Below are 13,262 nucleotides of genomic sequence, written 5' to 3'. Positions count from 1 at the left end.
ACCGACAGCGGTGGGTTTGATCCTGCACAAACCCGCGGCGGGCCAGCCGCGCTTTCTTTTACGGCGCGCGCAGGCCGATATGCAGGTTGACCACGCCCGGCTCTTCCGATGGCGTGACTTCGCCGCCAAAACTTTTCACCAGCCGCTGCATGCCCTTGTTGCGCGCCATCGCCTCGCCCACCAGCGCTTCCGTGCCGCGGCTGCGGAAGTAGTCGACCAGCTTTTCAAACAGGATGTGGCCCAGGCCCTTGGCTTTCAGGGCCGAGCGCACGGCGATGGCGAAATCGGCGTGGATATTGTCCGGGTCGGCCACGGCGCGCACCACGCCCAGGGTTTCCGGCTTGCCGTCCGGGCCAGTATGCGTGGCGATGAAGGCCATGGCGCGGTCGTAATCGATCTGTGTCAGGCGCGCCAGCTGCGACACGGGCAGCTCGCGCATGGAAGTAAAGAAGCGCAGGCGCACGTCGTCCGGGTCCAGCGCATTGAACAGGTCCATGTGCTGCGGCGCGTCTTCCGGGCGGATGGGGCGCAGCAAAATGGATTGCCCCATCCATGTCACCTGCTCTTCCAGCTCTTGCGGGTACGGGCGGATGGCCAGGCGGTCGCTCTTCTGGCCCGGTTGCAAACGGATGCGCGCGTCGAGGGCGATCACGCCGTCCGCGTCGGCCACCAGCGGGTTGATGTCGAGTTCGGCCAGCTCGCCGATATCGGCCACCAGTTCGGCCACCTGGATCAGGGTGTAGCAGATGGCGTCGATGTCGGCCGGCGGCTGGTTGCGGTAGCCGGCCAGCAGTTTCGACACGCGCGTGCGCGCCAGCATGTCGCGCGCCAGCACCATGTTCAGCGGCGGCAGGCCGATCGAGTGGTCGGCCGTCACTTCCACGGCGATGCCGCCCTGTCCCACCAGGATGACGGGGCCGAAGGCGGCGTCCGTGGTGACACCGACGATCAGTTCATGCGATTGCGGCCGGCGCGCCATCTGCTGCACCGTAAAGCCGTCGATCAGCGCATCGGGGCGCATGCGGCGCACGCGCTTGAGCATGGCGGCAGCGGCCGCGCGCAGGATGTCGGGCGTGTCGAGGTCGAGCGCCACGCCTCCCACGTCGGATTTGTGGGCGATGTCGGGCGAATGGATTTTCAGCGCCACCGGGTAGCCGATGTCCGTCGCCACGGCCAGCGCCTCTTCCACGTCGGCCGCCATACGCGTGATGGCCACCGGGATGCCGTAGGCGGCCAGGATTTCCTTCGAGCGGCACTCGCCCAGCACCGTCTGGCCGGCCGCCAGCGCGGCGGCGACGATTTCACGCACGCGCGCGCGGCGCGGCGTGGCCGACATGGGCAGCTGCGCCGGCACCTGCATCAGAGTTTCCTGGTTGCGCCGGTACTGCACGATCTGCATGAAGCCATGCACGGCCTTTTCCGGCGTATCGTAGGTGGGAATGCCGGCCCGGTTGAAGACCTGGCGTGCGGGCGCCACGGTGGTGCCGCCCAGCAGGCACGACAGCACCGTGCGCGAGGTGGCCTTGATCAGCGGCGTGACGGCTTCGGCGATGTCGATCGACGAGACCATGGCCGTGGGCGCGTGCAGCAGCAGCAAGGCGTCCGCCTGCGGCTCGTCGAGCAGCGGCTTGATGGCGTCGACATAGCGCTGCACGGGCGCGTCGCCGGGCAAGCCGACGGGGTTGTCGTGCGACCAGCCGCGTGGCAGCGCCTTTTCCAGCGCGATCACGGTATCGGGCGACAGCTCGGCCAGCTTGCCGCCGCTGCCCACCAGCGCATCGGTGGCCATCACGCCCAGGCCGCCGCCGTTGCACAAAATCGCCAGGCGCTCGCCGCGCTGCGAACGGATATGCGTGAGCGTTTCCACCGCGTCGAACAGCTCTTCGGCCGAATACACGCGCAGCATGCCGGCGCGGCGGATGGCCGCGTCGTACACGGCGTCGGAACCGGCCAGCGCGCCCGTATGCCAGGCCGCCACGGCGGCGCCTTCCGCCTCGCGTCCCGCCTTCAGGACGATGACGGGCTTGCTGCGCGCGGCCGCGCGCGCCGCCGACATGAATTTGCGCGCCGCCTGGATGTCTTCCATGTACAGCAGGATGGCGGCCGTGTCGATGTCGCCGGCCAGGTAGTCGAGCAGGTCGCCGAAATCGATGTCATAGCTGCCACCGAGCGATATGAACTTGGAAAAGCCTACGCCGTGCGCGTTGGCCCAATCGAGCACGCCCGATACCAGCGCGCCCGACTGCGACACGAAAGCGATCTTGCCGCTCGTCGCGCCCAGGTGGGCGAAGCTGGCGTTCAAGCCCAGTTTCGGCACCAGCAGCCCCATGCTGTTGGGACCGAGGATGCGCAGCAGATGCGGCTTGGCCGCTTTCAGCATGGCCAGGCGCAGCGACTGCTCGCGCACGGGATCGAGGCCGGACGTCATGACGATGGCGGCGCGCGTGCCCAGCGCACCCAGGTCGCGGATCAGCGCCGTGATGGTGGCGGGCGGCGTGCAGATGATGGCCAGGTCCGGCGCCTTGGGCAACTGGGACAGCTTGCGGTAGCATTTCAGGCCCATCAGCTCGTCGTACTTGGGATTGACGGGCCAAATGTCGCCTTGATAGCCGCCCCCCAGCAGGTTGGCCAGGGCGATGGCGCCCAGCTTGTGGTCGCGCGCCGTGGCGCCGATCAGGGCCACCGAGGCCGGCTTGAACAACTTGTCGAGATTACGGATACTCATGTTCTGGCCTCATGGATTGCCGGAGCGGGATTGCCGGAGTGGCTGCGCCAGTGTATAGGATGCGCCGTCAAAAAAACTTGACCTTGTGGCGCGTTTCGCAAAAAAACCGCGCGCGCCTACCAGCGCGAGCGGTGGCTTTCCGTCACGCCCGCCAGCTGCGCCACGATGCGCTTGGGAGATTGCGCGCTGGTGCGTACCCAGCCGCTGAAAGTGCCGATGGGCTGGATGTAGCGGCTGGCGGCGATCCCCAGGTTTTTATCTTCGCGCCGCGCCCCTTCCGGCTTGAAGTGCAGGTCCAGCAAATCGTCGTCCGTCCATACGTGCCACGGCGCCAGCGGGTTGTCGGGATTGAAGTCGAAATGCGCGCGCCCCAGCGCATACAGCTGGCCATCGAGCCACAGCGCGTTTTCATGCGCGCCGAAATAGCCGGCCTGCAGATTGAAACCCAGGTCCAGGCTATGCGCCGAGGCCCAGCGCCATTCCGTCTCGCGCGCCAGCAAGCCGTTCGAATAGTCGAAGCTGGCCACACCGTCATCGAGGCTGTAGCCGATGGCGCCGCAGCGCACGCTGCCCCACAAGGGCAGGCCACCCGACTTTTGCGTCGCATGCACGCTGCCGCCCTCGGCCACCGGCCCGATCGCCAGCAGGGTCGGCGCCACGGGCGGGCCGAATTCCGCATCGATGCCGAAAAGACCGCAATCGAGCTGCAAACGGTAGCGCTGCTGCGGCTGCGCCTCGATGGAGATCAGGTGCGAGAGGAAGCGGAAACGGCTGCTGGCGCCCGCATGCGGCGCCACCGAGGCGCACAGGCCGGGGATGCCATCCTGCGAAAAGCTGGCCACGATCTTGCCCTTGTGGCGGTCGAAAGCATACGCAAACGCCGTGCTGGTCCAGCCCAGCTCGACGATGGCCACGCCGCAGAACAGGGCGGGCGTAGACAGGGCCACGTAATGCCAGCGCTTGTGGTGGAACAGGCGCCAGAGGGCGCCGCGCGCATGCGGCGGCGCCAGCGCGGCCCAGTCGAAGGCATTCAATTGCCCCGTGTAGCGGCCAAAACATGGCACGCCGTCAGCGTCGAGCAGGTGGGCAGGAGCCGGCGGCAGCATCATGCGGCCCGCCTTGCGACAGCGCCGCCGTCGTGCAGCGCCTCAGCCAGCAACGCACCGAAGGCTGCCGGCTGTGCCTGGGCTATCTCGACCTGCGGACAGGCATGCCAGAGCGCCAGGCGCTGCACGGCGCCGGCCACGTCCTGCACCAGGCGGGCACTGAGGCGCACGCCGTCTTCCAGCACCAGCGACTTGATCTCGAAGCGCCCCTGCGCGCGGTGCGCCTTGGCATCCAGGCGCCCCACCAGCGCGCCGCGCCGCAAAATCGGCAGGGTAAAGTAACCATACCGGCGTTTTTCAGCGGGCGTGTAGCATTCGAGCCGGTAGTCAAAGCCGAACAGTTCCAGCGCGCGGCGCCGGTCCCAGACGACGGGATCGAACGGCGATAAAATCGTCGTCAGGGTGGGCGAGAGCTTGCCCGCCGCCGCGTCGTGCAGCAATTGCCCATGCTCCGCATGCACGTAGACGGCATCATCCCAGCCGGCCACCGTGCAGCGCAGCAGCAAGCCCTCGTCCACCAGCGCCTGCAAATCCTGCGCCAGGCTGGCGCGCGCTTGTTTCGTGCGGAAGTAGTCGCTGATCCAGCTGGCCCGCGCCAGGCCCAGCGCCTTCACGCTGGCCAGCAGCAGGCGCCGGCGCACCTGCTCTTCAGGCGGCAGCAAGCCATCGTGCCAGCCAGGCAGCACGCGCTCGGCCAGGTCATAATAACGCTGGAACTGATGGCGCTTGGCGATCATCAGCACGCCCGACGTAAACAGTACCTCCAGCGAGCGCTTTTCCGGCTTCCAGCTCCACCAGCCGCCCGCCTTGCCGTCCGTGCGTTCAAAGTCGGCCGAGCGCGCGGCGCCGTTGGTGCGGATATGCTCGAGCACCGAGGCCACGGCGTCGCCCTGCTCGGCCATCCATTTCACCGAATACTTCCAGCCCATGGCGGCCGGGTCCAGCATGCGGTGGCGGTACAGGCCATAGTCTTCGATGGGCACGAAGCACGCTTCATGCGCCCAGTATTCGAACAGCGCGCCCTCGGCCAGCAATTGCTCCAGCCACGGCTGCGGATAGTCGCCCAGCCGGCTCCACAGCACCAGATACGGGCTGCGCGCCACGACGTGGATGGTGTCGATCTGCAGCACGCCCATCTGGCGCACCGCGGCCAGCACGTCAGCCTTCACGGCTTTCTTGCGGCGCGCCTGCAGCAAACCCTGCGCGGCCAGGTGCAAGGCGCGCGCGGCGGCCAGCGATAACGGGGGGAGCTCGGAAGAAATGGGCTGGTGTGGGCTAGGCATAGCAGAAAGATACCGCATTCCGCGTGACACTTGCACGTTTTATCGCGATCGGATTGCCCGGCAATGCACGCAGCCCAGGCGCACGACGCCGCAGCCGACGCCAAGCAAGCGCGGCACATTCCCGGCCAGCTTGTTAAGAATCTCTTAAGAACTTCTGCGCATGATCCGGAACGGCATATTTTTTGGGATGCTACGCGTGCAATTGTAAATGATTCTTATTGCCCCCATGATTCCCATTACCAAAGTAAGACAGACCAATCATTAATCCACCCTCCAGGAGTTTGCATGTCCAACCGCACCCGCCGCGCGCGCCTGCCGCGTCCCACCACCCTGGCCCTGGCCTTGACCGCCCTGTCCTGCCTGCCGGCCTACGCCCAGACGGGCACGCCTGCCAGCATGCCCGAAGTGGTGGTCTCCGCCTCCGGTTTCGAGCAGGACATCAAACAGGCGCCGGCTTCCATTACCGTGCTGACGCGTGAAGAGCTGTCGAAGGAGCGCTTCGGCAACCTGACGCAGGCGCTGGAAAGCGTGGAAGGCATCGACGTGGGTGCGGCGGGCGACAAGACGGGCGGCATGAACATCAGCATCCGCGGCATGCCCAGCGACTACACCCTGGTGCTGATCGACGGACGGCGCCAGAACGCGGCCGGCAATGTCACGCCGAACGGCTTCGGCGGCACGCAAACGAGCTTCATGCCGCCGCTAGCCGCCATCGAGCGCATCGAAATCATCCGCGGCCCCATGTCGACCCTGTACGGCTCGGACGCCATGGGCGGTGTGATCAACATCATCACGCGCAAGGTGGGCAAGCAGTGGATGGGTTCCGTCTCGGCCGACTACACTGTGCAGGAAGAATCGGATTTCGGCGACGTGAAAAACGGCCGCTTCTACCTGAGCGGCCCCATCGCCACCGACCTGCTGGGCCTGTCCCTGCGCGGCAGCAAGCAGCGCCGCGATGCGGCCGACATCCGCTACAACGGCGCGGACGGTCCGGGAACCGCGCCGAACATGGGCGCCAACCCCGTGCGCGCGGACATTGAAAACTTTGGTGCGCGCCTGGCCTTTACGCCCAACCGCACCCACACCGTCATCCTCGACGCGGACGCGGGCCGCCAGACCTACGACAATTCGAAAAAGCAGCTGGGTACCCTGGGCTTGCAGGGCGGCTACGGTCCCGAGCAGAAATACAAGCGCGACCAGTGGACCCTGTCGCACACGGGCCGCTTCGGCTTCGGCACCCTCGACAGCAGCTACATGGTGAACAAGACGGAAACCCTGGGCCGCACGATTCCGCCAGGCACGCCGGGCGCCGTGGCCGGCAGCGCGCGCACGCTGGAAGTGGAAAGCCAGGTGTTCGACACCAAATTGGTCATGCCTTTGGGCAAACACATGGCGACCGTCGGCGCGCAATGGTGGAAAGCGGAAATGACGGATGGCGTGGCGCCAAAGACATTCGAATTCACGCAAAAAGCCCTGTTCGTGGAAGACGAATGGCAGGTGCTGGAGCATCTCGCGCTGACCTTCGGCGCCCGCTATGACGATCACAGCATCTTCGGCGGCCAGACCAGCCCCCGCGCGTATGCCGTGTGGAACGCGACGCCGAGCTGGACCGTCAAGGGTGGCGTCAGCAAGGGTTACAAGACGCCGCGCGTGGAACAACTGTCGCCAGGCATCAACGGTTTCGGCGGCCAGGGCACGATTCCCCTCGTCGGCAGCCCGAACCTGAAGCCGGAAACGAGCACGACAACAGAAATCGGCGCGTATTTCGACAACCTGGCGGGCTGGACCGCCAGCGGCTCCCTGTTCAACAACGAATTCAAGGACAAGATCACCACGGGCACCGGCCTCGTCAACTGCGACTACCGCCCGTCGCCGAACCGTCCCGGCTGCGTCAGCTTCGGCAACTGGCCCAACGTCGATGCGTTCGGCCAGTCGGTCAACGTGGATGAGGCCGTCACGCGCGGCGTCGAGCTGAACACCCGCTTCCCACTGGGCAAGGCGCTGTCGGCCAGCGCCAACTACACCTACACGGAAAGCGAACAGAAGAGCGGCAGCAACGCCGGCAAACCGCTGAGCGACACGCCCAAGCACGCCGTCAACGCGCGCCTCTCGTGGGATATCTCGCGCGCATGGAATGGCTGGCTGCGCGCCGAATACCGCAGCGAACGCTTCCGCGATCCGGGCACCTCGGCTTCCACGCGCGCCGCCAAGGCCGCGCTGGGCGACTACAAGGGCTACACCATGCTGCACCTGGGCAGCAGCTATCAGCTGAACCAGCGCGTGACCCTGAACGCGGCCGTGTACAACCTGCTCAACAAGGACTTCATCGACTATCAGCCGTACCGCGCCCCGGCATTGACCTACGCCAACCGCTATGTCAACAGCATGGACGGTCGCCGCTTGTGGCTGTCGGCCTCCGTCGATTTCTGATGCTGTGATGACCTGCCGGTCATGAGCAGAACGGGCGGCCTCGGGGCCGCCTTCGTCAAGCCGCTTTGGACTTGTCGATGCAGTAGCCGATCGCATGCACGGTGCGTATCAAGTCCCGCCCCAGCTTCTTGCGCAGGTGGTGGATATGCACTTGCACGGCATTGCTTTCCACTTCATCCCCCCAGCTGTACAGGTTTTTCTCCAGCTGTTCCCGGCTCAGCACGCGGCCGCCGTGCTCCAGCAGCAATTGCAGGATGCGGAACTCCTTTACCGTCAAGGTCACGGGCAATCCCGCTTGCGTCACCTGCCGGTCGGCGATATCGAGCACCAGCTCGCCATGCACGAGGTGCTCGCGCAGGCGGCCGGCGGCGCGGCGGCAGGCGCTGCGGATGCGCGCGGCCAGCTCGTCGAGGTCGAACGGTTTCACGATGAAGTCGTCGGCGCCCGCGTCCAGGCCGGCGATGCGCTCACCCACCGTGTCGCGCGCCGTGACGATCAGCACGGCGCCGCTGTAGCCATTGTCGCGCAGCACGCCCAGCGCCTGCATGCCATCCTGCCCCGGCAAGCCCAGGTCGAGCAGGATGCAGTCATAGTCGTGCAGGCGCACTGCCGTGTGCGCGTGTTCAGCGCTCGTGACCCAGTCGACGGCATGGCCGCCCTGTTCCAGGCCGATCTGCGTGGCGCGGCCCAGTTGCGGGTCGTCTTCGGTCAGCAAGATGCGCATGGGGAAAGCGGCGCGGCCCGCTCAGTCCTTCTTCTTGATCAGGCCGGCCAGCGCGGCGAACGGATTGTGCGTCGCGGGCGCCACATCGGCCGACAGCAGGCCGGCGCCACGGTCCGCTTCCAGGTAACGCGAGTGCTCATTGTCGTGGCAATACAGGCACAGCAGCTCCCAGTTGCTGCCGTCCGGCGGATTGTTGTCGTGATTGTGGTCGCGGTGGTGCACCGTCAGTTGCTGCACATTCGCACGCGTGAATTCGCGCGTGCAGCGGCCGCATACCCATGGATACATCTTCAGCGAGCGCTCGCGGTAGCCGCTCTCGCGCTGGTCGGCGGCGCGGCGCGCTTCGGCCACGATCTTGTCCAGTCTTGCCGCGTCGGGCTTTTTACTCTGCATGACAACTTTCGATATGGAAGGTAGAAGCACCCATTTTAATGAGGATGGGGGCGCAATTGTACTTTTTCTGCCACGCCGCCAGCCCGTATCGTCGCTGGCGTGCTTTTTTTAGCGTGCGCGGCACCACGGATACTTGATTTAACGCAGAATAAGCCCAGCGACAGACCGTGAACAGACGATGGGAGCGGCAGCAACAGGGTTACGCGCAAGGCAGCCGAATCGGCTATCATGCGCGCCACGCCGCCCCTCCCCTTTACCATGACTATAGCCTGCAAGCGCCCGTGATAGCGATAACAAGACCCCTGCAACGCCTTGCCCGCCGCCTGTACCGTCTCAGCCTGGTGCCCCTGTTCGCGCTCATCTTGCTGCTGGCGCTGTGGGCGGCCGTCTTGTACCAGGTGGGCCAGGAGCGCGCCAGCGCCGTGCGCGACGCCGTGGCCGTCAGCCAGTCGCTGGCGCGCACCCTGGCCGACCATACCAGTTTCACCCTGCGCCAGTCGGACCACGCCACGCAATTGTTCAAGCTCAAATACGAGGAAACGGAGGGCGGCCTGCGCCTGAATGAATTCATGCGCCGCCAGGGTCTGCTCGACAGCGTGCTGCCGTCTAAGCTGGCCTTGCCGATCGCCCTCATCGACGCGCAGGGCAATGTGATCGACAGCGCCAATGCGTATTGGCCGGAGAACCTGGCCAGCCAGGCATTTTTCAGGGCGCTGGCCGCCAATGCATCCGACACGGCCATGGTCGACACGCCCATGCTCGACGCGGCCAGCAAGCACTGGACCATCCGCCTGGCGCGCCGCCTGAACGATGCGCAGGGCCGCTTTGCCGGCGCCATCATCATCCACGTCGACCCGACCTATTTTGTCGACGATTACGACCGCCTGGACCTCGATGAACAAGGTGCGCTGATGCTGGTGGCGCGCGACAGCGGCCTGACGGTGGGGCGCATCGGCGAACAGCGCATCCTCAGCGACCGCATCGACTTCCGCATGCCCGGGCCACCCCAGCATGCCGCCGAAGAACTGCTGATCGAGCCGCCGGTGGACACGACGGCGCGCATCTACAGCTACCGCGAACTGGCGCGCTACCCGCTGCTGGCCGTGGTAGGCGTGAGCCGCGGCGTCGCCCTGGCACGCTTCGAACAGCGCCGCCTCGTGTATCTCGGCGCGCTGCTTGCCGCCAGCGTGCTCATTGCCGGCTTTACAGCCCTGCTGATGCGCCAGAGCGCACGCCTGCGCCGCAGCATCCGCCAGGCAAAGGAAACGCAAGCCTTGCTGCGCGCAGCCCACCAGGGCAGCCTCGACTCCGTGCTGCTGCTGAAAGCCTGGCGCCCCGCACCGGGCAAGCCGGTGGAAGACTTCATTTTCGCCGACGTCAACGAACGGGCCGCCGACATGCTGGGCAAGCCACGCTCCGAACTGCTGGGCCAGCGCGTGCTGCCGCGGGTGCCGCTGCTGCGCGACGAGCGTTTCTTCCAGCGCTTCGTGCAGGTGATGGAAACGGGCCAGCCGCTGGAAGACGAATTCGAGCTGCCGCTGGCGTTGGGCGGCACGCGCTGGCTGCGCCACCAGGTGGTGCCGATTACCGACGGCGTGGCCGTCACTTCGCGCGACATCAGCGCGCGCAAGCATGACGAACTGGCGCTGCAGGATAACCGCAGCTTCCTGCAGTCGCTGATCGACCATTTGCCCGTGCTGGTCTACGTGAAAAGCGCACGCCCGGAGAATTTCGGCCAGATGGAAGTGTGGAACAAGGCGGCAGAGGATATCACCGGCCACCTGGCCGCCGACGTCATCGGCAAGACCGATTGCCAGGCCTTTCCACCCGACTTCGGCCTGCACGACGCCGAGGACGACCACGCCATCCTGGCCGAACGCGGCGTCATCGACCATACGGAAAAGCCGCTGCGCCTGGCGGACGGCAGCCTGCGCTACGTGCACGCCGTGTCCGTACCCGTGTTTGACGAGCGCCAGCAGATCGAACATATCCTGTGCATCGCCGAGGATGTCTCGCAGCGCCGCCAGCAGGAACTGGAACTGCGCCAGAAACAGGCCGAGCTGGCCGCCGTCAACGACGCCTCGCCGCTCGGCCTGGTGCGCCTGGACCGCCAGCGCCGCTGCACCTACGTCAACCGCACCTTCGAATCGATCACGGGCCTGCCGCGCGCCGCCGCCCTGGGCGCCGGCTGGACCAGCGCCCTGCACCCGGACGACTATCCGCTGATGCACGTGGCACTGGAACAACTCACGCTCAGCCATGCGCCATTCCAGTCCACCTTGCGCTGCCTGCAGCGCAACGGCAGGCTGGTCTGGGTCTCCGTCAAAATTGCCCCCATCCTCATCGACGGCCGGATCGAAGGCTACGTGGGCAGCCTGGACGACATCACCACCTTGCGCGAATCGGAAGTGGCGCTGCTGGAAAGCGAAGCGCGCCTGCGCACCATCGCCGACACCCTGCCGGCCATGATCGCCTACATCGACGCCGACCTGGTCTACCGCTTTCTGAACATCGCCTATGAGCGCGAACTCTGCCTGACGGGCCGGCAGGCGCTGGGCTGCAGCGTGCGCGAGACCGTCGGCGAGGCGCGCTACCGCACGGTGGCGCCGTATATCGAGCGCGTGCTGGCTGGCGAAACCCTGAGTTTTGAAGAGGATGATGAAAAAGAAGGCATCGAGCGCTGCATGGAAGTGATCTACATTCCGCAGATCGGCGAAGACAAGCTGCAGGTGGTGGGTTTTCACGTGATGCGCCAGGATATCACCGTGCAAAAGCGCGAAAAACAGCGTCTGCTGAAGCTGGCCCAGGTCGATGCGCTGACCGGCTTGTCGAACCGCGCCGGCTTCCAGCAAAAACTCAGCGATGCCATGCACGCCAGTCGCCGGCAGCGGCACCTGATGGCCGTCATGTACATGGATATCGACCGCTTCAAGCCCGTCAACGACACACATGGCCACGGCACCGGCGACGCCCTGCTGCGCGCCTTCGCCCAGCGCCTGACGCAGACCATGCGCGTCACCGACATCATCGCCCGCCTGGGCGGCGACGAATTCACCATCATCATGGAACAGATCACCCGGCCCGACGACGCGGCTCTGCTGGCGGAAAAGATCGTCACCGCCATGCAGCAGCCGTTCGAACTCGACGGCATCACCGTGCGCATTTCCGCCAGCATCGGCCTGGCTTTCTACCGCGACGAAGACATCTCGCCCGCAGTGCTGCTGCAGCGGGCCGACGTACTGCTGTACCAGGCCAAGCAGGATGGGCGCAATACCTATCGCGCCGGCGCGACGGTAGATTGAAGGCCAGGTCCGCCCCCAGTCATTCCTGCTATATTGGCGCCTGTCTTCCCTACCCTTGCCCCATCATGCGCCTGCTGCACACTTCCGACTGGCATCTGGGCCAGACCCTGCACAACTATGAACGGGGCTACGAACACCAGCGCTTCCTCGACTGGCTGCTCGACACGCTCGTGGCCGAACGCGTCGACGTGCTGCTCGTCGCTGGCGACGTGTTCGACAACGCCAACCCGTCGGCCGCCTCGCAAAAGCAGCTGTACGTGTTCCTGCAGCAGGCGCGCGCGCGCCTGCCCGCGCTGCAGCTGATCGTCGTCGCCGGCAACCACGATTCGGCCGGCCGGCTGGAAGCGCCCGCCCCCCTGCTGGCCGCGCACGGCACGCACGTGATCGGCCATTTGCTGCGCGGCGAGAATGGCGACATCGACCTGGAACGCCTGCTGCTGCCACTGTCGGGCGCCGATGGGCGGGTGCAGGCCTGGTGCCTGGCCGTGCCCTTTTTGCGTCCCGGCGACGTACCGAAGCTGCCCGCCGGCGACACCCAGGATGCCTACCTGGGCGGCATCGCCCTGCTGTACCGCCAGTTGACGGACCTGGCGCTGGCGCGCCGCCAGCCCGGACAAGCCATTCTTGCCATGGGCCACTGCCACATGGTGGGCGGCGAAATGTCCAACGATTCCGAGCGCCGCATCGTCATCGGCGGCACCGAGATGCTGCCGTCGGGGATATTTGATACCGCCATCGCGTATGCGGCGCTGGGCCATTTGCACAAGGCGCAGGCCGTCGGCGGGCAAGAACATATCCGCTATTGCGGCAGCCCGATCCCCCTGTCGTTTGCCGAAGTGAACTACCGCCACCAGGTGCTGTGCCTCGATATCGACGGCGAAACGCTGCAGTCGGTGCGCGTCATCGAGGTGCCGCGCGCCGTGCCCCTCTTGCGCGTGCCCGCCACGCCGGCGCCGATAGCCGAAGTGCTGGCGCAGCTGGCCGCCCTCGACGTACCTGACGCACCGGCCGAGGCGCAACCGCTCCTGGAAGTGCGCGTGCGCCTGGACGCGCCCGAGCCGGGCCTGCGCACGCGCATCGAAACGGCGCTCGACGGCAAGCCGGTGCGCCTGGCAAAGATCGAAACCTCGAGCACCGCGCGCAGCAGCGCGCCCGAGAACATGACGCTCGACCAATTGAGCCAGCTGCAACCCGACGATATCTTCCGCCGCCTGTACCAGCAAAAATACGCCAAGGAAGCGCCGCCCGAACTCCTCTCGGCGCTGGCCGAACTGCTGCTGCCCGGCGCCTGACTGCTCC

General features: G+C 66.1%; 8 protein-coding genes. 3 read left to right on the top strand and 5 right to left on the bottom strand.

Going from position 1 to position 13,262, the window contains the following annotated elements; translation table 11 throughout:
* Positions 1–58: 58 nt before the first annotated feature.
* The 3 genes from FJQ89_RS27835 to FJQ89_RS27825 all read right to left on the bottom strand — a co-directional run bounded on the left by FJQ89_RS27835 (position 59) and on the right by FJQ89_RS27825 (position 5,114).
* The gene (locus FJQ89_RS27835; protein WP_168208540.1) at positions 59–2,725 is read right to left on the bottom strand and encodes a bifunctional acetate--CoA ligase family protein/GNAT family N-acetyltransferase; all 2,667 of its coding nucleotides are present in this window, start codon (positions 2,723–2,725) and stop codon (positions 59–61) included.
* 116 nt (positions 2,726–2,841) lie between these two features.
* Positions 2,842–3,834: a DUF2804 domain-containing protein gene (locus FJQ89_RS27830; protein WP_141172531.1), complete on the bottom strand. Its 993-nt coding sequence runs from the start codon at positions 3,832–3,834 to the stop codon at positions 2,842–2,844.
* Positions 3,831–5,114, bottom strand: coding sequence for a winged helix-turn-helix domain-containing protein (locus FJQ89_RS27825; RefSeq protein ID WP_141172530.1), 1,284 nt, complete (start codon positions 5,112–5,114; stop codon positions 3,831–3,833). The genes FJQ89_RS27830 and FJQ89_RS27825 overlap by 4 nt, the downstream gene beginning before the upstream one ends.
* A gap of 285 nt (positions 5,115–5,399) precedes the next feature.
* Between FJQ89_RS27825 and FJQ89_RS27820 the strand changes: the two genes are divergently transcribed.
* A complete protein-coding gene (locus FJQ89_RS27820) occupies positions 5,400–7,544 on the top strand; it encodes a TonB-dependent receptor domain-containing protein (RefSeq protein ID WP_141172529.1) in 2,145 nt (714 codons plus the stop codon).
* 55 nt (positions 7,545–7,599) lie between these two features.
* On the opposite strand, the gene FJQ89_RS27815 is transcribed toward FJQ89_RS27820, so the two are convergent.
* Both FJQ89_RS27815 and FJQ89_RS27810 read right to left on the bottom strand, forming a co-directional pair.
* Complete coding sequence (locus FJQ89_RS27815; protein WP_141172528.1) at positions 7,600–8,268, bottom strand: response regulator; 669 nt, start codon at positions 8,266–8,268, stop codon at positions 7,600–7,602.
* 21 nt (positions 8,269–8,289) lie between these two features.
* Complete coding sequence (locus FJQ89_RS27810) at positions 8,290–8,661, bottom strand: YajD family HNH nuclease (RefSeq protein WP_141172527.1); 372 nt, start codon at positions 8,659–8,661, stop codon at positions 8,290–8,292.
* 281 nt (positions 8,662–8,942) lie between these two features.
* Between FJQ89_RS27810 and FJQ89_RS27805 the strand changes: the two genes are divergently transcribed.
* Both FJQ89_RS27805 and FJQ89_RS27800 read left to right on the top strand, forming a co-directional pair.
* Positions 8,943–11,963 (top strand): PAS domain-containing protein, encoded by a 3,021-nt coding sequence (locus FJQ89_RS27805; protein WP_243136315.1) that lies wholly within the window; start codon positions 8,943–8,945, stop codon positions 11,961–11,963.
* Positions 11,964–12,028: 65 nt separating this feature from the next.
* Entirely contained in the window at positions 12,029–13,255 is a 1,227-nt protein-coding gene (locus tag FJQ89_RS27800; protein WP_141172526.1) for an exonuclease SbcCD subunit D C-terminal domain-containing protein, read from the top strand.
* The last annotated feature ends 7 nt before the right edge of the window (positions 13,256–13,262 follow it).

Origin of the sequence: Janthinobacterium tructae (assembly GCF_006517255.1) — a bacterium.
GTDB classification, from domain to species: Bacteria; Pseudomonadota; Gammaproteobacteria; order Burkholderiales; family Burkholderiaceae_D; genus Janthinobacterium; species Janthinobacterium tructae.
The sequence above is the reverse complement of the archived record's forward strand: the minus strand, read 5'-3'. Positions and strand labels throughout refer to the sequence as shown.

Coding starts and splice junctions, on each gene's coding strand:
- FJQ89_RS27820 (WP_141172529.1), top strand. CDS start 5,400: ATGTCCAACCGCACCCGCCGCGCGCGCCTGCCGCGTCCCACCACCCTG.
- FJQ89_RS27815 (WP_141172528.1), bottom strand. CDS start 8,268: ATGCGCATCTTGCTGACCGAAGACGACCCGCAACTGGGCCGCGCCACG.
- FJQ89_RS27810 (WP_141172527.1), bottom strand. CDS start 8,661: ATGCAGAGTAAAAAGCCCGACGCGGCAAGACTGGACAAGATCGTGGCC.
- FJQ89_RS27825 (WP_141172530.1), bottom strand. CDS start 5,114: ATGCCTAGCCCACACCAGCCCATTTCTTCCGAGCTCCCCCCGTTATCG.
- FJQ89_RS27835 (WP_168208540.1), bottom strand. CDS start 2,725: ATGAGTATCCGTAATCTCGACAAGTTGTTCAAGCCGGCCTCGGTGGCC.
- FJQ89_RS27830 (WP_141172531.1), bottom strand. CDS start 3,834: ATGATGCTGCCGCCGGCTCCTGCCCACCTGCTCGACGCTGACGGCGTG.
- FJQ89_RS27800 (WP_141172526.1), top strand. CDS start 12,029: ATGCGCCTGCTGCACACTTCCGACTGGCATCTGGGCCAGACCCTGCAC.